The sequence below is a fragment of the Advenella mimigardefordensis DPN7 genome, assembly GCF_000521505.1.
Classification (GTDB): domain Bacteria; phylum Pseudomonadota; class Gammaproteobacteria; order Burkholderiales; family Burkholderiaceae_B; genus Advenella; species Advenella mimigardefordensis.
The window spans coordinates 1,132,292-1,149,990 of sequence record NZ_CP003915.1; the positions used below are offsets into that span (position 1 = coordinate 1,132,292).

Here is a 17,699-nt window from a genome sequence, read left to right on the forward strand (position 1 = left end):
AGAGGTTTGCCTTATACCGTTCGGCCGCCATCAACCGGCAGTTCGATACCTGTGAGAAACGCTGCTGCGTCGCTGGCCAGAAAGACAGCCGCCGCAGCAACATCCTGGGGTGTGGAAAAGCGCCCCAGCGGAATGGAAGAAATGAATTTGGCGCGGTTCTCCGGTGTGTCGGGCAGGCCCATGAACAATTCAAACATACCGGTAATGCCCATGACCGGGCAGATGGCATTGACCCGGATGTTGTCTGGACCCAGTTCAACCGCCATGGATTTGGACAGCACGTTGACGGCACCCTTGGATGCGTTGTACCAGCTCAGGCCGGGGCGCGGCCGGATGCCTGCTGTCGAACCGATATTGACGATGACGCCGGCACCTGCTTTGCGCATCAGGGGGATCACCGCCTGGGCCATATGATAAATGGACTTTACGTTGATATCGAACATCCGGTCAAACATCGCTTCGTCCACATCAAGCATGGGCTGGTTTTTGTGGGTGATGGCGGCGTTGTTGACCACGATATCGGGGGCGCCGAAGGTGTCCACGCAATGCGCGACCAGTGCCCGCACCTGCTCGCCATTGGAGACGTCGACCGTAAACGCACTGGCATTGTTCCCGAGTGCATCGGCAACGCGCCGGGCCGCCGCTTCGTTGATATCGGCCACAATGACCTTGGCGCCTTCATTGATATAGGCAGTGGCAATGCCTTCGCCAAATCCGCTGCCAGCACCGGTGACAATAGCGATTTTTTTATCCAGAACAGCCATGTTGTATGCTTCCTTAATGAATATAGAGTGAAGTGGCTTAGCCGTGATAGTGAATAATGGTTTTGGTGGTGCTCATTTCCTCGAGCGCAACCAGGCCTTTCTCACGTCCATGGCCGCTGCGTTTGACGCCACCAAAGGGTAGCTCCACACCACCGCCGGCACCAAAGCCATTGATATAAACCTGCCCGCATTTCATTTCTTTGGCGACCCGCTGCTGGATGCCGCCGTTCTCGCTCCAGACGGCAGCCATCAGGCCATAATCGGTAATGTTTGCCAGTTGTACGGCTTGTTCTTCGGTATCAAAGGCCAGTGCAACCAGGACCGGTCCGAAAATCTCCTGCATCAACAAATCGCTGTCATGGTTGTCGGCCACAAAAAGCGTTGGCGTGACGTAATAGCCTGTCTCCGGGACGCCTGGGTCGATCTGTCCCTGTGCAAGTATTTTCAGGCCGTCTTTTTTACCTTGTTCCAGATAGCGGTTGACGCGGTCGAACTGCGATTTGTTGATAAGCGGGCCGCAGTGCAAGTCCATCTCCGGTGTGCCCACTCTTGTTTTTGAAAATTCCTCGACAACAAGATCCATAAACTCATTGAAAACATCACGCTGTATCAGCAGACGACTGCCGGCGGTGCAGGTCTGGCCGGCGTTGGCGAGAATCCCTTTTACAATGGCCGGGATCGCCAGCTTCATATTCACGTCGTTAAAGACCACGTGAGCGGATTTTCCTCCCAGTTCAAGCACACACTTGACGGCATGTTCAGCGGCGGCTTTCTGCACCAGCACGCCCACTTCATTGGAGCCGGTGAAGGTTACGAAGTTGATATCTTCATGTGCAGACAGGGCGGCACCGGCTTCTTCTCCCAGTCCGGTGACCACATTGAATACGCCGGCAGGCAGCCCCGCTTCCAGTCCCAGTTCGGCAACCCGGATGACCGACAGGCAGGCATCTTCTGCCGGTTTGACCACGCATGCATTGCCCATGGCCAGCGCCGGTGCAACACTTCTGCCCACCATTTGCGCCGGATAGTTCCACGGGATGATATGCGCCGTGACACCCAGGGGCTCCCTGATCACCTGCACCGAGTAGCCGTTCAAAAAGGGAATCACTTCACCATGCACTTTGTCTGCGGCGGTGCCATAAAATTCGAAATAGCGGGCCATCACCTGAATATCGTTTCTTGCCGAAGAAATCGCCTTGCCGGTATCCCTGGCTTCCAGTTGAGAGAGTTCTTCTGCGTTCTCCAGAATCAGGTTACTTAATTTGACCAGCAGTCGGCCGCGCTCGAGTGCTGTGAATTTTTTCCACGGACCTTCAGCGGCAATTCTTGCTGCCTTGACTGCAAGATCGACATCGGCTTCGCCGCCGCGTGGAATCTGGGTAAAAACGGCGCCGTCTACCGGCGAAATCACATCCAGCTTTTGGCCGGATATTGCATCTGTCTTGCGTCCATTAACGATCATTTGTGGCATTGTCGATTGTCCTTTGGTTTACATCCTGGTTCAGGTTGTCTCATCTTATTTCCCCAGTTATTAGACAGGATATATACGGTATCGCCACACAGGTAAAACCCTTAGCGCATACTTTATCTTTTTGAAACCCGGGCTTTTCTATTTCAGATAGGTGCAGGGGGCTGGTGCCAGGCGGCGCCCGCATCGACGCTTTGCGGTACTTGCCGGTTGCTGGTCTGTGTGAGGGTTCGTGGTGGCTGCGCGAATACTGATATCCCGATGAGGGCGTTCATGACAAATTTGCATCCAGTATTAAGCAATTGAAACATTGATTTGATGGCTTCGTTTTGAATGTTAGCCTTTCATTTTGTTGTGTTCATTCAGGGAGTACGCTATGAAACTGGAAAAATTGCTACTGGCAGGGGTGTTGGCTGCAGGATTGATGTCTGCAGCAGGTGCCGCAGAACTGAAAGTGACCATGAATGAGGCGACCACCTCGGGCGCGGGCAAGGAAGTGGGGCAGGTAACGATCAGCGAGACGCCATTCGGTCTGCTTTTTACACCTGAGCTTAAAGGCCTTAGCGCCGGCGTGCATGGTTTTCACGTTCACGAGAATGCCAGTTGTGATGCCGCTGAAAAAGACGGAAAAACGGTACCGGCCCAGGCGGCTGGTGGCCATTTGGATCCGAAGAAAACCGGCAAGCATGAAGGTCCCTATAGCGATGAGGGGCATTTGGGAGATCTGCCGGGACTGGTTGTCGCTGCAGATGGCACATCCACCTATCCGGTGCTGGCGCCACGCCTTAAAGCCCTGTCCGACGTGCAGCAGCATGCGCTCATGATTCATGAAGGCGGTGATAATTATTCAGATCATCCCAAGGAACTTGGCGGTGGCGGCGGGCGCATGGTATGCGGCGTGATTAAATAGCGTCGTGGCTCGCGGGCCGTGGCCCGTGGATCGGGCAGCGCTGTCGACGCGTGCCGCAAGCGGCCGGATGAGGATGCCGGGGCGGACTATTGCATATAATGAGTGTCTCTTCACCCAATAGGCCGCCATGTGGATGCGTAAATTTGTCTTCATTGTTTTTCTGCTGGCGCTTTCTGCATGCTCGTCGCTCACACCGTGGCGCAATCCGCCACTGCCGCCCGGCACGCCTGATACCGGCGTAGATTCGGCGCGGCTCAATGAGCGGTCTGATCCCTCGTTTGTCATGATTCTGAGTATTTCCGGGGGCGGGGCGCGCGCGGCTGCGTTTGGTTATGGGGTGCTCAGAGAACTGGCCGACACACGCATACAGTGGAACGGTCACAGTCAAACTCTGCTCAGCCAGGTCGATGTGGTGCGTGGCGTATCAGGCGGCAGCATCATCGCCGCCTATTATGCGCTCAATGGCAGCAAAACCTTCCCGGCGTTTAAAAACGATTACCTGTACAAGAATTTCCAGCAGAGCCTGGTGTCGGCCATCTTCAGTCCGCAAAATTTTGCCGCTGCCGTGTCACCCACAGTCGGCCGCGGGCATGTGCTGGCCCAGAAACTGGATCTGCTCTTTGACGGCAAAACCTATGAGGACTTGTACCGCAATCCGAATGCAGATTTGATTGTGCTGGCAACCGATTTATCGCAGGGCACAAGTTTTGAATTTTCACCTGACCAGTTGGCCACAATGTGTGCCGATATCCGCAAGATTCCGCTCTCGTTTGCAGTGGCCTCGTCGGCTGCCGTACCCATGGTGCTGTCGCCGCTGACGCTTAAAAACTACGCCGGGCAATGTGACTATTCCATGCACAAGCGTGAGCAAGTGTCCCGGTTGCAGGGCGATTACCGGATGCGCGCCTATCGCTCGGATGTCCTGGGCTATCTGGACAGCAAAAACCGGCCCTACATTCATTTGGTGGATGGCGGACTGTCGGATAACCTGGGCGTGCGTGGTCTGATGGATCGTGTCACGCTTGGCATCGGCCAGTTGCGCCGTGGCCAGATCAGCGAGGGCACGGTCAGGAAGGTGGTGTTTGTGGTCGTCAATGCCGAGCGCGAACCCAGTGTCAATATAGACAAAAGTGAGCATGTTCCCGGCTTGTTGGACGTCTTTGACACCATCATGTTCAGTACCTCTGCCAGGGTAACCACGCAGACGATGCAGATGGTGCAGGACACCAGCAGATACTGGGACTCATTGAGAAAATCGCTGAACCCGCAATTACAGGCCTTGCTTGCCCCCCAGGCGAAGTTGCATGTGGTGCCGGTCAGCCTGCGCGATGCGCCCGCTGGGCTATCGGTACCGCGCCAGCATCTGCTGCGCATTCCTACATTGTTTACTGTCAATCGCAAGGATGTCGATGCGCTGATCGAAGCGGGCAGGCAGACATTGCGGCAGAATCCCGATTATCAGGCGCTGTTGCGTGAGCTGGGCGGCCAGTTGTCGCCACGACCTGCGGCGAGCGCTGTCGCAGCACCGGCAGGCCGGTCAGCACGGTCGGCGCCGTCAGCTTCATCAACTGCAGGGGAATCCGATACGGCACGGTCTCCTGCGACAAGCCGCAGTATAGAGGTCTTGTATTCGGGAGGTTAACGCCGAAAGGGGGCAATGTCAGATCCGGGCGTTGCGGCCAGACGCGGCACCTTATGATGCGCTGGAGTGCTTTTTGTTGCGTCGATCTGATGGTATAACAATGGCTGTTTACGTCTACCCATTACCGGAGTTTGTCATGCCTGTTTCACCCCTTACCGCGCTGGTCACTTGCGATATTATGGATCAGCACCCGACGCTGCCGTCCTGCGATACCCAGTTCAGGCTGTTCGGCCGCAAACGTGCCATTGCCGGCCAGATTCGTACGGTTAAGGTATTTGAAGACAATACCTTCATTCGCCAGGTCCTGTCCGAACCCGGGCAGGGCGGCGTGCTGGTGGTCGATGCGGCTGCATCCCTGCATTGTGCCGTGGTCGGCGATATGATCGCCAAGCTGGCACAGGATAATGGCTGGTCCGGCATTATCGTGTATGGTGCGATCCGGGATAGTGAGCAAATTGATGCCATGGATTTTTGCGTCAAAGCGCTGGGCACCAATCCGCGCAAAAGCGGGAAAAACAGCCTGGGCCTGATTGATGTGCCGGTTACTTTCGGCAATGTACGTTTTGTTCCCGGGCAGTATCTGTACAGCGATGCTGATGGCATCGTGGTTTCTGAGCAGGCGCTGGTGTTGTAACCCTCAGCAGCGTCCTTCGAGGCACGTGCAGTGCGGGCACCGGCGTGTCTTTCTGGTCAGGCCGGTTCCGGCAATGCCCCCGCAACGCGCCTGCATTATGGGTCAGGTTGGCGGTTCTACTATGGCCGGCCGTGATGCCGTCATGCCCTGGTGTTGTCATGTCCTGGTGCTGTCATGCCCTAGTGCCGCGCCGGCGCCATGTTGTGCGCGCAGCAGATTCAGGCGCAGCAGTATTTCAAAACCTTCCTCTTTTCCCCATCCTCGTTCGCGAAAAGCACGCCATGCATCCGGCCTGCAGCGGGGCATCGTTATTGGCCTGTTCATGCATCATGCGGAAAGAATGGGATGGGCGGGGCCACAGAAGCGGGCGTTGTTCAACTTCTGGATAAGAACGATCGTTATCAATACTAATAGCATTGATAACGATTATCATTTGTAGTATTATTCGGTTTCAGTTATTTCAACGTGTATCTCTGGTCCTTCATTCAAACTTGAATGGATGAGCCAGGATCGTTCTCCGAGCGTTCTTCGTTACCCCGTCATGATAAAAGCAGCTTCTCTCCCTTCCTATCGCCTCACTGTGCTTGCATCGCTACTTTGCACCGGTGCGGTCTATGCCCAGGCCGCGACAGAGAGCGGTAGCACCGTTGCACCGTCGACCGCCGCCGTTGCGAAGCTGAGCGCGGTCCACGCGCAGGCAGAAGCAGCAGCGCCAAGTTGGGAAACGCGCACCAGCGCGTCTGAAATCACAGACAAACAGGTGCAGAACTGGTCTGATCTGGGCCGGCTCGTTCCCGGGCTGGATTTCAACCGCAGCAATAGCAGTGTCAATATGCGAGGCCTGGATGGCAATCGGGTCCGGATTCTGGAAGACGGTATTCCTCTACCATGGTTGCAGGATGGCAGCCGTGATGTCAAAGGGGGGCTGGAAACCATCAATTTCAATACGCTTTCCTCCGTTGATGTGGCGCGGGGCGCCGGTGCCGGCAATACCTCCGGCCTGACCGGCACGGTGATGCTGCGCGGCCTGCGGCCGGATGATCTGCTGGCTGACGGCAAGGATATCGGTTTTCTGATCAAAGGCACACATGATGGCCTGGATAACAGCATTGGTGGCGATACGGCCTTCGCAGCCCGCCTGGGCGCTTCCACCAAAATGCTGATTCAATACGGCATCCATACCGGCAGCGAAGTCAAAAATGGTGGCGATATCGGTGGTTACGGTGCTACGCGCACCAAGATGAATCCAGCCGATTACACCCGCAAGAACGTAGGGCTGCGGCTTGAGCATGAGTTGGCGCCGGGCCATACGCTTGGTCTGGGGGCGAGCACCTTCCGGCTGGACCGCGATATCGATCTGATGCATGACCAGAATACCAGTGCCTTTGCAATTGGCAATAATAAAATGACAGAGAGAATCAGCCGCGATCGTATCTGGGCAGACTATAACTACAAGTCAACGCAGGCTTACTCTGCGCTGGATCAGGCAGGCGTTCAGCTTTACTGGAGCAAGACCCGCCTGGAAGAAAATCAGCATGCTTTCCGCAATAAAGACGGGCGTGCGTTTGCCATACCGGGTGATCCCTATAAGTACGGCTATCCCAGCGGCTTGTATGAACGAAGTAACAGCATTGAACAAAAGGGCTGGGGCCTCAATCTGAATGCGGGCGGATATTGGGGAAACGCTGCGTTGCGTGGTCACTGGACCGTGGCCGGGACATTCGCTGACGATACCTATGAGCAGTACTCGGCCGGGGTCGATAATTGCCCTGATATTCCAGCCGGCCTGCCCGCGCGCATGGGACCACGCACTTGCGATTTCCTGCATTCCAACCAGAGTGACACACCTAAAGTCAAAAGCCGCGACTGGTCGCTGTTTGCCAGTCATGCGTTTATATGGAACGATGGCCGGTTCGAACTGACCCCGGCATTGCGCTACGATGCATGGTCTCGCAAGCCGCAGACCGGTGGCGGATTTGCATCCAACCAGAATGGTTATGAAAGTGAGCTGCGCAATCGCAGTGGCAACCAGGCCTCGCCATCGCTGGAGTTCGCCTGGAATGCGTCCGACATCTATCGTTTCACTGCCCGCTATGGCTATGGCTACCGCGCGCCAACTGCGCCGGAGCTGTTTTTGCAGTATGGCTCTCCGGCCAACTATATGCGTAAGGGTGATCCGAACCTGAAAGCCGAACGCAGCCGCGGCTGGGAACTGGGCCTTCAGGCCAGAGGGCAGGTTGTTGGCGGTTCCCTGAATATCTTTGAAACACGCTACAAGGATTTTATCGACGAGAATGTTCCGGTTGGTCCCGATTCTCCTTTCTATGCATTGCGTGAACAAGGGCTGTACCCAATGGGCGTCACGACCTATGCCAATCGTGATCGTGTCCGCATTTATGGCGCCGAAGCCATGGGTTACTGGAACATCAATGACAATCTTTATACCCGCGCGACCGCCGCCTGGACGGTAGGCAAGGACCTTGAAACAGGTCAGCATCTGAACTCGGTTGCACCGCTTAAAGGCACGCTGGCACTGGGCTACAGAACGCCGCAGTGGGGCGCAGAGACCGTATGGACACTGGCGGCCAAACGCGATAAAGTGCAGTATCCGGATCCCACTGCAGATGCGCCCAATGCTGATTTCAAGGCACCAGGTTATGGTACGCTTGATGTACATGGCTGGTGGGCGCCTGCCAGCCTGAAGGGTGTCAAATTTCAGCTGAGCGTGGTCAATCTGTTTGATAAAAAATACTGGAATGCACTGAACGTGCCTACTGCGGGGGCGTCTGCCATCGCTCGTCCGGTAGACTATTATTCCGAAGCTGGCCGCTATCTGCGGGTGTCCGTCATCTACCAATATTGACCGGCGATATATTATTTAAGACTGACCGGGCCGTCGCAGGATGACCCGGTCAGAACCATTTAGTTACCAGAAGAGAGAGACCCATGACACAACCGAGTACTGATTTGAAAGTCCGTTACGATGCATTATTGCAGGAAGACCCCAAATTGCGTGTGCGCAATGCGGCAGAGAAACTGGACGTCAGTGAAATGGAACTGGTTGCGGCACAATGTGGCGATATTGATGCCACGCTGCTGGAAGGCACGGCGCAGACGATTTTCAGGGAGCTGCAAACGCTGGGCGGCGTCATGCTGCTGACACGCAATGAATGGTGTGTTCATGAACGCCACGGCCATTATGAATCAGTCAAGGTGGGGAATGGCCCGGTTGGTCTGGTGCTGGGTGCAGACCTGGATCTGCGCGTGTTTTTCTCCAGCTGGAAATATGCCTGGGCGGTCACGCAGAATGGCCGCAAGAGCATCCAGTTTTTTGACGGTGCAGGGATGGCGTTGCATAAGGTATATTGCACGGATCAAACCGACATGGCCGCTTACGATGCGCTGGTTGAAAAATTCCGCGCCGGCAATCAGGAACCTGCTGCTGTGGACAGAACACCGGAAGCGCCCAAAGCCTATGCCAGTGAAGTGCCTGAACTGTTGCGCGAAGACTGGCTGGCGATGACCGATACTCATGATTTTGCCGGCTTGTTAAAAAAATGGAATCTGCCGCGTGTGCAAGTGCTGGAAAGCGCCGGAGACGATCTGGCGCAGCGCGTAGACAACGATGCCATCGAAGTCATGCTGCACAAAGCCGCGGAATCGGATCTGCCCATCATGTGCTTTGTCGGTAATAAAGGCATGATTCAGATCCATTCCGGCCCGATCAAAAAATTGATGCGTACCGGACCCTGGTTCAATATTCTGGATCCCAAATTCAACCTGCATCTGAACACCACGGCGGTTCACAGTACCTGGATCGTGAATAAACCCACGGAAGATGGCTGGGTTACCTCACTGGAAGGCTATACTGAAGACGGTGAACAAATTGTCCAGTTCTTCGGTGCGCGCAAACCTGGCGTGCCTGAAATCCGCCAATGGCGTGAGTTGCTGGAATCGTTTTGCAAGCAACCGCTGGCCGCCTGATGGCATGGCCAACTCAGGCAAACGGAATCAATTAAACGGAATCAGTTAAACGGAATCAGTCAATGAAACAACATGCCGTCATACGTTGTCTTGCCATACTGGCCGCCGCCAGTTTTTTCTGTGGCAGTGCCGGCGCGCAGCAGGCGCAGCGCATCGTTTCCCTGGGTGGCACGGTGACGGAAATCATTTACGATCTGAACATGCAGGACAAGCTGGTTGCAGACGATCAATCCAGCCTGTATCCCGAGGCAGCGACCAAACTGCCGCGCGTGGGCTATTATCGCGCTGTGCCGGCCGAAGGCATCCTGTCGCTCAAACCCGATCTGGTGCTGGCTTCTGAAAATGCCGGTCCGCCTGCTTCGCTGGAGAAAGTCCGGTCAGTTGGTGTAGATGTGATTACTGTTTCAGATAAGCCAACCCTAAACTCCCTATACGAACGGATCGATCAAATTGCGCAGGCCCTGGACGTACCGGAAAAAGGCAAGGCGCTGGCCGCCGATATTCAGGCTCGGGTGAAGCAGGCGCAGGACACGCCCAGCGAAAGTCTGCGTACGGTACTTATCCTGAATCGTACCGGAGCTAAATTGATGGCCGGAGGCGACACTACGGCCAGTGCCATCATGGAAATGGCCGGGCTGGAAAATGTCCTGAAGTCTCAGCATGGGTACAAGCCGGTGTCTGCAGAGAGCCTGCTGGCGCTGAAGCCGGAAATGATCATTGTCACCAAAGGGTCGCTGCAGGCGGCGGGTGGCATTGATCAATTCAAGGCCGATCCCGCCATTGCGTTTACGCCTGCCGTCAAAAACAATCGTATTGTCGTGATGGATGATTTGCTCGCACTGGGCATGGGCCCCCGGGTTGACCTGGCAATCTCGCAATTGAAGGCTGCTGCCGGCCATGCCAATTAATGCTGCGCCGGGTCAGGGCAGGGTCAGGAAGTCCTTTACCATTTTGCTGCTCATATTGCTGGGCGCTATTATTTTGGGCAGCGTCAGCGGGGCGGTGGTCATTCCGGTCCAGCAATGGTGGCCGGTGCTCACGGGCGGGCAGGGTGACGAAACCCAGTTGCTGCGCCAGATCTTTCTGGATATCCGTCTGCCGCGGGTTGTCTTCGGTGTTGTCACCGGTGCGGCGCTGGCGCTATCGGGCGTGGTCATGCAGGCTTTATTTCGTAATCCGCTGGCCGAGCCCGGCCTGATCGGTGTCTCGGCAGGTGCCGCGTTGGGTGCGGTGGCAGCCATTGTGCTTACTGCTGCCGGGTTCTGGGTCATTTCCTTTGCGGCGTTCGCCGGTAGTCTGCTTAGCACCTGGCTGGCCTATCTGGTTGGACGGCGTTATGCCGGCGTTGCCGGTTTGCTGCTGGCCGGTATTGCCATTAATGCGATTTCCGGCAGCCTGATCGGCTTGCTAACCTATATCGCGACCGACACCCAATTGCGTGATCTTACTTTCTGGGGCATGGGTAGCCTGGCGTCAGCCAACTGGCGTACGATCGGCTTGCTGGGCCCCTGGACGCTGCTTATCTGTCTGTTGTTGTGCCGCGAGTGGCGGGCACTGAATGCACTGCTGCTGGGTGAGCGCGAAGTCACCCATTTGGGATTTTCCATGAAGCATCTGCGGCGGCGTCTGATCGTTGGCATCGCACTGCTTGTCGGGCCACTGGTGGCGGTGACGGGCAGCATCGGCTTTGTCGGATTGGTGGTGCCACATTGTCTGCGCATGATCATGGGTGCGAATCATCGCCACTTGCTGCCGGCGTCCATGGCAGGCGGCGCCCTGGCCCTGGTGATGGCAGACTGGCTGGCGCGCATTGTGGTGATTCCGGCGGAACTGCCCATTGGCCTGGTAACCAGTCTTATCGGCGGTCCGTTCTTTCTCTGGTTGCTGGTAAAAAGGAATATGCGATGACCGTCATGGAGCAATGCATGCGCGGTATTGATATCTGCGCAACGCGCGGTCAGCGCCAGGTACTGCGGGATATTTCAATTGAGATCAGACGGGGCGAGGTGCTGGCGCTGCTTGGTGCCAATGGTGCCGGTAAATCCACGTTGCTGTCTATTCTGGCGCAGGAAAACCAGGACGTGCGTTCACACGATACGGGTACCATTTATATCAATGGGAAGGATATTGCCACGCAGTCAACGCGGGCGCAGGCGCGTCAGCGGGCGGTGCTGCCCCAGGGGAGCGGCCTGACCTTTGATCTGGGCATCCGGGAAATTATTCAGATGGGTCTGTATCCATTTCCGGAACTGGATCCAGGCGTGGCGAGTGCATTATTGCAGCACGCGGCGCAAACCGCAGGCGTGCCGGATCTGCTTGACCGCTCGTGGGTGACACTGTCCGGCGGTGAAAAACAGCGCGTACAATTTGCAAGGGTGCTGGCGCAATTGCTGGCCCGACGCCATGATGGCCAGACACGGTACCTGTTGATGGATGAACCCACCTCGGCCCTGGACCCGAAGCATCAGCACGCTTTTTTCCGTATCGTGACAGATCTGGCGCACCGGGATGAGGTGGGCGTGATGGTGATTGTCCATGATATCAACCTGGCGGCGCAGTATTGTGATCGCATTGCGTTGCTGGCCGACGGTGAACTGGTCATTTGTGATACGCCGGAACGGGTGCTCACCCGCGAGCACCTGTATGCCACTTATGGCATTTACAGCCAGACCCTGCCTCACCCCTTCAAGCAAGGCAAGGTACTGGTCGTCTGGGAGTAGCCGTCCGTTCACGCCGCTCGGGCCGACCGATGCGTTCCTGCCGGGGCAAGGTGGCTATCCTCTTTGTATCGTTGCAGCCCGGATGCTACACCGGGTCATAGGCAACTTATCATCTGACCTGACCTGCCATGTTATGACCGCCCGTGATCTGGCACAAGTCCGGCGCCGTCACCTCGCACGCGAGCAGCAATGAGGCCAAACAATCAGACATTATTTGCCAAAGTGGGTACTGGTTTGTATACGTCATCAAGTTATGGCATGATCCCTGTGTGGGGTGCCGCAATGGATGGTGCCCATATCGCGCTTGTGGCAGGCTGGGAATGAATGCATTTGTGCCTGTGCACGTAATGGTGGTCGTGTGACCCGGCAGGCAGACCGGCATGCAGCCGGGCAGAGAACGTGATCGGTCGGACCGTTAGAACCACGGCAAACCGGATCCTGTTCTTGCCGGTGCTGTAAAAACCTATGCGTGCCTACACACAGGTGTTCATACTGCCGTTTTGTCTGCAGGCATTAGGAGGCAACACCAGAGCGAACAGCCCGCATCGCAACAAGCGCCTTGCGTTCAGATTCATTCAATTCACAGCAACCGGCAAGGGCGGTTACATCCCAATTGCAAGGCAAATCACATTTGTGATGTGACGGCAGGCCAGCCACGTTTATGATCAAGGAGAATGGCATCATGAAAAGTATGGATAGTTTTGGCGCCCGCAGCATACTGAATGTGGGGGAACAATCATATCGCATTTATCGCCTTGATGCGTTACAGGAAGCGGGGCTGGATGTGGCCTCGCTTCCTTATGGACTGAAGATCCTGCTGGAAAATCTGCTGCGTACCGAAAACGGCAAGGACATTACTGCGCAGGACATTCGTGCCCTGGCCAGTTGGGACCCGCAGGCGCAACCGGATCGTGAGATCGCCTTTACGCCGGCCCGCGTGGTGCTGCAGGATTTTACCGGCGTGCCTGCGGTGGTCGATCTGGCTGCCATGCGCGAAGCCATGCACGAGCTGGGGGGAGATCCGGCTCGCATCAACCCGCTGGCACCGGTGGAGCTGGTCATTGACCACTCGGTGATTGTGGACGTTTTCGGTCAGACCAATGCATTTGAGCGTAACGTCGAGATCGAGTATCAACGCAACCTGGAACGCTACCAGTTTTTACGCTGGGGACAGCAGGCCTTTCAGGACTTCAAGGTGGTGCCTCCCGGCACCGGCATTGTCCACCAGGTCAACCTGGAACACTTGTCGCGCGTGGTGTTCACCGCCGATGAGGACGACATGAAAGTGGCGTATCCCGATACCTGTGTCGGGACCGACTCTCATACGCCGATGGTCAATGGCCTTGGCGTGGTTGCGTGGGGCGTGGGTGGCATCGAAGCGGAAGCGGCCATGCTGGGCCAGCCGATTTCCATGCTGATTCCACGTGTGGTCGGTTTCAAGCTGACCGGCACCTTACCGGAAGGAACCACCGCCACCGATCTGGTCTTGACTATTACCGAGATGCTGCGCAAGCATCGCGTCGTGGGCAAATTCGTTGAGTTCTATGGACCGGGTGTCGCGTCCGTACCCCTGGCCAACCGGGCGACGATCGGTAATATGAGTCCGGAATATGGTTCGACGATTTCCATTTTTCCTATTGACGACGAAACCCTGCGTTATCTTGCGTTCACAGGCCGCTCTGCCGAGCAGATCGCCCTGGTGCAAGCCTATGCCAAGGCGCAGGGGCTGTGGCATGATCCGCAAGCCGAGCCGCGCTATTCCGAAACACTTGAACTGGACTTGTCGCAAGTGGTTCCGTCGATCGCCGGCCCGATGCGGCCGCAGGATCGCATTGCGCTGTCCTATGCGAAACTGGCATTTCGCGGCGCGCTGGCCTCGTCTATCGGCGAGCCGGAACAGCGGCCTCATGGCTACGATAAGGTGGTAGACCAGTCTTTTCCTGCATCGGACCCGCCCGCGCATGAAGAACCGCAATCGTCTGGCGCGCCGCCTGCCGATCCTGTGGAACAGGCGACAGCAGACCCTGGTCCGGCACGTGCGCCGATTCCCGTTACCTTTGCTGACGGCACGCAGGGGCAGATCAATCATGGCTCGGTGGTGATTGCCGCCATAACCTCCTGTACCAACACCTCCAACCCTACTGTCATGATTGCAGCAGCGTTGCTGGCCAGGCGGGCGGTTGAAAAGGGCCTGCAACGCAAGCCCTGGGTAAAAACCAGCCTGGCTCCGGGCTCCCGGGTCGTGACTGACTATTACGAGCGTGCGGGCCTGACGCGCTATCTGGATGCATTGGGGTTCAACCTCGTGGGATACGGGTGCACCACCTGTATCGGTAATTCCGGTCCGCTGATTCCTGAAGTGAGTCAGGCCGTGGCCGACGGTGATCTTTCTGTGGTATCGGTGCTATCGGGCAACCGAAATTTTGAGGGTCGCATTCACGCGGAAGTCAAGATGAACTATCTGATGTCGCCGCCGCTGGTGGTCGCTTATGCGCTGGCCGGCACCATGGATATTGATTTGTTCAACGAGCCGCTGGGTCAGGGCAGCGATGGGCAAGATGTTTATCTGCGCGATATCTGGCCTTCTGCCGGCGAGGTGCAGGAGGTGGTGGACGCGGCCATCGTGTCTGACATGTACACGGCGGGCTACGCTGATGTCTTCGCCGGCGATGAACGCTGGCGCGCCCTGCCAACACCGGAAGGCGAGCGGTTTGCCTGGGACGAGGCTTCTACCTATGCCCGCAAGCCGCCGTATTTCGAGAATATGTCACGTCAGCCGGAACCGGTCTCTGACATACAGGGCGCGCGCGTGCTGGCCATGCTGGGTGATTCGGTGACCACTGACCATATCAGTCCTGCCGGCTCTATTGCCAAAACCTCGCCGGCTGCTGCTTATCTGACCGAACATGGCGTGGCGCCCAAAGACTTCAACTCCTATGGCTCGCGCCGGGGCAACCATGAAGTCATGATACGCGGTACGTTTGCCAACGTACGCCTGCGCAATCAACTGGCGCCGGGCACCGAAGGCGGCTTTACCCGCGACTTTACGCGCAGTGATGAACCCGTGACCAGCATTTTCGAGGCGTCCCGCGCCTATATTGAAAAGGGGATCCCGCTGGTGATACTTGCCGGCAAGGAGTACGGTTCGGGCTCGTCACGCGACTGGGCCGCAAAGGGCACCGCATTGCTGGGCGTACGGGCGGTGATTGCTGAATCGTATGAGCGGATTCACCGTTCCAATTTGCTGGGTATGGGTGTGCTGCCACTGCAATTTCCAGAAGGGCAGAATGCGGCAACGCTCGGCCTGACAGGGAAGGAATCCTTTGATATCACGGGCATTGTGGCGTTGAATCAGGACACCACACCCGCAACCGTGAGAGTACAGGCCAATGGCGTGCAGTTCGATGCGATCGTGCGTATCGATACGCCCAGCGAGGCAGCCTACTATCGCCACGGCGGCATCATGCAATACGTGCTGCGCAGTTTGCTGGACTGATTGCATCTTCCATGGATATGCCGGCCATTGCGCTCCCTTGCCGGGGGAGGGTTGGCCGGCCACCCGCCACGCCGTGCCAGATGCGCTCACTGCTGGATTCCACCCGGTAGCTGTGATGTAATAGCGATCTGTTACAGAAGAGGCGGTGAGTATGTCGGTGTTAAGCAATGGTTGGCGCGGAGTTCAGGCGGGTGTGCCGGTGCTGCTCGGTTATGTGCCGGTGGCCATGGCATACGGGATTGCTGCCAAGGGCGTGGGCTTGTCGTTCTGGGAAACCGTGCTCATTTCCGTATTTGTCTATGCCGGTGCCTCGCAGTTTTTTATTCTGGCAGCGATTAAGCTGGGCACGCCGCTGCCTGGTATCGTTGCCATGGTTTCATTGCTCAACGCACGTCATCTGCTTTATGGTCCGCTCATTGCCAAGTGGCTGCCGCAAGCCTTGGGCAGGCGCTTGCCGGCTGCCTTTTGGCTGACCGACGAGGTGTTCGCCACTGCGTTTCATGCCATGGGGCAGCAGCCCGCTCAGACGCAGTTTGCCTGGTATATGGGCCTGGGTCTGACTGCATGGCTGTCCTGGATTGGCGGAACCATTATCGGGCTGGTGGCCGGATCGGGCCTGACTGCCGAATTTCCGCAGGTCGACCAGATTTTGCGTTTCGCCCTGGTTGCCCTGTTTTTTTCGCTGGCACTGCTCAGCGTAAAGCGCCCCATGCTGCGCGCGCTGTTGATCGCCTCTGTGGTTACGCTGGTATGTCTGATCTATGTGGGGGCAACGCCAGCCATCCTGGCTGGCACGATCACAGCCTGGCTGTGTTTTGCACCCGTGGATCAGGCCGCAACCGCCATTGATAGCGAAGTACAAGGTCAACACAGTGAGGGAGCGGATCATGGGACAAACTGAATTCTGGCTGGCGATTGCCGTGATGGCTGTGGTTACCTGGCTCACGCGTGCCTTGCCGTTTGTGCTGATGCGCAAGTCGGGACTTTTCGGTCGCCTGACCTCGGGCCGGTTTGTGATTCTGGGGCCGGCGCTACTGGTGTCCATGACGGTTGTGGTGGTGTATTCTGATTTACAGCACGCGACCAGCATCTTCACTGTGCTTACTTATTTTTGTGGTCTGCTGGCGGCAGGTGTGTGTGCCAGGCTTACCCGCAATGCAGGTTACTCAGTACTGACCGGTATGGCAGCTTATGGGATAGCGCTGCTGTTGCTACCGGCATAAATCTGCCGGCGGCGTATTGTGGCTTGGTGCCTGATGCCAAGGCCCGGGTCACAAGGTTACAGCAGGAAGGGCCGGCCGGTCACCTGGGTGGAGGGAACGGCCATGTCCTGTCTGGCCATAATGCCCGCTTCAAAACCCATACGCCCCGCCTGTATCGCCAGTTTGAATGCTTCAGCCATTCTTACCGGATCATGGGCCTGAGATACGGCCGAATTGAGCAGGACAGCATCGTAACCCATTTGCATGGCCTGCACTGCGTCCATGGGTGAGCCGATACCTGCGTCAACAATAAGTGGAACATCGGGCAGGCGCGCGCGCAGGATGCGTAGCGCTTGCGGATTGCTCAGCCCCTGTCCTGAACCGATAGGCGCTCCCCAGGGCATCAGCAGCCGGCAACCCACATCCAGCAGGCGACGGCAGGTTACCAGATCGTCGGTGCAATAGGGAAACACTTCAAAACCATCTTTAACCAGTTCCTCGGCTGCACGAATCAACTCTATCGGATCCGGCTGCAGCGTATAGTCGTCACCGATCACTTCCAGTTTGATCCAGTGTGTACCAAAAATTTCCCGCGCCATCTGCGCCAGCGTAATCGCTTCACGGCCCGTTTTGCAACCCGCGGTATTGGGTAGCAAATGCAGGCCGGAGTCTTTGAGTAGCTGAAAAAAGGAATTGTCCAGTGCTGCACCGGCGCCGCCGGAGGCCGAAGGCGTCAGCTGCCGTTTGAGCCCGACGGTAACGACCGCCGCACCCGATGCAGTGATTGCGTCCTGCAATACTTTAGGCGACGGGTAGCCCGCCGTGCCAAGAAAGAAACGACTCTCCAGCAAGGTGTCTGCAATAGCAAATGGTTTCATG

At 56.8% G+C, this 17,699-nt stretch carries 14 protein-coding genes; 11 read left to right on the plus strand and 3 right to left on the minus strand.

Features of this window, described 5'->3' with window-relative positions:
- Nucleotides 1-11: 11 nt before the first annotated feature.
- Together MIM_RS05155 and MIM_RS05160 are read right to left on the minus strand one after the other, a co-directional pair.
- On the minus strand, nucleotides 12-764 hold the full coding sequence (locus MIM_RS05155; protein ID WP_025371700.1) for an SDR family oxidoreductase: 753 nt from the start codon (nucleotides 762-764) through the stop codon (nucleotides 12-14).
- 37 nt (nucleotides 765-801) lie between these two features.
- A complete protein-coding gene (locus MIM_RS05160) occupies nucleotides 802-2,235 on the minus strand; it encodes an aldehyde dehydrogenase family protein (RefSeq protein WP_025371701.1) in 1,434 nt (477 codons plus the stop codon).
- 373 nt (nucleotides 2,236-2,608) lie between these two features.
- Between MIM_RS05160 and sodC the strand changes: the two genes are divergently transcribed.
- The 11 genes from sodC to MIM_RS05215 all read left to right on the plus strand — a co-directional run bounded on the left by sodC (nucleotide 2,609) and on the right by MIM_RS05215 (nucleotide 16,841).
- Nucleotides 2,609-3,142 (plus strand): superoxide dismutase family protein, encoded by a 534-nt coding sequence (gene sodC / locus MIM_RS05165; protein WP_025371702.1) that lies wholly within the window; start codon nucleotides 2,609-2,611, stop codon nucleotides 3,140-3,142.
- A gap of 133 nt (nucleotides 3,143-3,275) precedes the next feature.
- Nucleotides 3,276-4,784: a patatin-like phospholipase family protein gene (locus MIM_RS05170; RefSeq protein ID WP_158318696.1), complete on the plus strand. Its 1,509-nt coding sequence runs from the start codon at nucleotides 3,276-3,278 to the stop codon at nucleotides 4,782-4,784.
- 136 nt (nucleotides 4,785-4,920) lie between these two features.
- Nucleotides 4,921-5,418, plus strand: a complete 498-nt coding sequence (rraA, locus tag MIM_RS05175; protein ID WP_025371704.1) for a ribonuclease E activity regulator RraA — start codon at nucleotides 4,921-4,923, stop codon at nucleotides 5,416-5,418.
- A gap of 541 nt (nucleotides 5,419-5,959) precedes the next feature.
- Complete coding sequence (locus MIM_RS05180) at nucleotides 5,960-8,281, plus strand: TonB-dependent hemoglobin/transferrin/lactoferrin family receptor (RefSeq protein ID WP_025371705.1); 2,322 nt, start codon at nucleotides 5,960-5,962, stop codon at nucleotides 8,279-8,281.
- 83 nt (nucleotides 8,282-8,364) lie between these two features.
- A complete protein-coding gene (locus MIM_RS05185) occupies nucleotides 8,365-9,402 on the plus strand; it encodes a hemin-degrading factor (RefSeq protein ID WP_025371706.1) in 1,038 nt (345 codons plus the stop codon).
- Between the two features lie 62 nt (nucleotides 9,403-9,464).
- Complete coding sequence (locus tag MIM_RS05190; protein ID WP_025371707.1) at nucleotides 9,465-10,310, plus strand: heme/hemin ABC transporter substrate-binding protein; 846 nt, start codon at nucleotides 9,465-9,467, stop codon at nucleotides 10,308-10,310.
- Nucleotides 10,300-11,310 (plus strand): FecCD family ABC transporter permease, encoded by a 1,011-nt coding sequence (locus MIM_RS05195; RefSeq protein ID WP_025371708.1) that lies wholly within the window; start codon nucleotides 10,300-10,302, stop codon nucleotides 11,308-11,310. The genes MIM_RS05190 and MIM_RS05195 overlap by 11 nt, the downstream gene beginning before the upstream one ends.
- On the plus strand, nucleotides 11,307-12,122 hold the full coding sequence (locus MIM_RS05200) for a heme ABC transporter ATP-binding protein (protein ID WP_084458921.1): 816 nt from the start codon (nucleotides 11,307-11,309) through the stop codon (nucleotides 12,120-12,122). Before MIM_RS05195 ends, MIM_RS05200 begins: the two co-directional genes overlap by 4 nt.
- 682 nt (nucleotides 12,123-12,804) lie before the next feature.
- Entirely contained in the window at nucleotides 12,805-15,618 is a 2,814-nt protein-coding gene (acnA, locus tag MIM_RS05205) for an aconitate hydratase (RefSeq protein WP_025371710.1), read from the plus strand.
- 151 nt (nucleotides 15,619-15,769) lie between these two features.
- The gene (locus MIM_RS05210) at nucleotides 15,770-16,519 is read left to right on the plus strand and encodes an AzlC family ABC transporter permease (RefSeq protein WP_025371711.1); all 750 of its coding nucleotides are present in this window, start codon (nucleotides 15,770-15,772) and stop codon (nucleotides 16,517-16,519) included.
- Entirely contained in the window at nucleotides 16,506-16,841 is a 336-nt protein-coding gene (locus MIM_RS05215; protein ID WP_052342276.1) for an AzlD domain-containing protein, read from the plus strand. Before MIM_RS05210 ends, MIM_RS05215 begins: the two co-directional genes overlap by 14 nt.
- Nucleotides 16,842-16,897: 56 nt before the next feature.
- On the opposite strand, the gene MIM_RS05220 is transcribed toward MIM_RS05215, so the two are convergent.
- Nucleotides 16,898-17,698, minus strand: coding sequence for a thiazole synthase (locus MIM_RS05220; RefSeq protein ID WP_025371713.1), 801 nt, complete (start codon nucleotides 17,696-17,698; stop codon nucleotides 16,898-16,900).
- Nucleotide 17,699 lies beyond the last annotated feature (1 nt).

What these genes read in the sequence shown, in the direction of transcription:
- MIM_RS05170 (WP_158318696.1), top strand. Translation starts at nt 3,276, where the DNA reads ATGCGTAAATTTGTCTTCATTGTTTTTCTGCTGGCGCTTTCTGCATGC.
- MIM_RS05155 (WP_025371700.1), bottom strand. Translation starts at nt 764, where the DNA reads ATGGCTGTTCTGGATAAAAAAATCGCTATTGTCACCGGTGCTGGCAGC.
- MIM_RS05215 (WP_052342276.1), top strand. Translation starts at nt 16,506, where the DNA reads ATGGGACAAACTGAATTCTGGCTGGCGATTGCCGTGATGGCTGTGGTT.
- MIM_RS05210 (WP_025371711.1), top strand. Translation starts at nt 15,770, where the DNA reads ATGTCGGTGTTAAGCAATGGTTGGCGCGGAGTTCAGGCGGGTGTGCCG.
- MIM_RS05200 (WP_084458921.1), top strand. Translation starts at nt 11,307, where the DNA reads ATGACCGTCATGGAGCAATGCATGCGCGGTATTGATATCTGCGCAACG.
- MIM_RS05160 (WP_025371701.1), bottom strand. Translation starts at nt 2,235, where the DNA reads ATGCCACAAATGATCGTTAATGGACGCAAGACAGATGCAATATCCGGC.
- MIM_RS05220 (WP_025371713.1), bottom strand. Translation starts at nt 17,698, where the DNA reads ATGAAACCATTTGCTATTGCAGACACCTTGCTGGAGAGTCGTTTCTTT.
- MIM_RS05195 (WP_025371708.1), top strand. Translation starts at nt 10,300, where the DNA reads ATGCCAATTAATGCTGCGCCGGGTCAGGGCAGGGTCAGGAAGTCCTTT.
- MIM_RS05185 (WP_025371706.1), top strand. Translation starts at nt 8,365, where the DNA reads ATGACACAACCGAGTACTGATTTGAAAGTCCGTTACGATGCATTATTG.
- acnA (WP_025371710.1), top strand. Translation starts at nt 12,805, where the DNA reads ATGAAAAGTATGGATAGTTTTGGCGCCCGCAGCATACTGAATGTGGGG.
- MIM_RS05180 (WP_025371705.1), top strand. Translation starts at nt 5,960, where the DNA reads ATGATAAAAGCAGCTTCTCTCCCTTCCTATCGCCTCACTGTGCTTGCA.
- MIM_RS05190 (WP_025371707.1), top strand. Translation starts at nt 9,465, where the DNA reads ATGAAACAACATGCCGTCATACGTTGTCTTGCCATACTGGCCGCCGCC.
- sodC (WP_025371702.1), top strand. Translation starts at nt 2,609, where the DNA reads ATGAAACTGGAAAAATTGCTACTGGCAGGGGTGTTGGCTGCAGGATTG.
- rraA (WP_025371704.1), top strand. Translation starts at nt 4,921, where the DNA reads ATGCCTGTTTCACCCCTTACCGCGCTGGTCACTTGCGATATTATGGAT.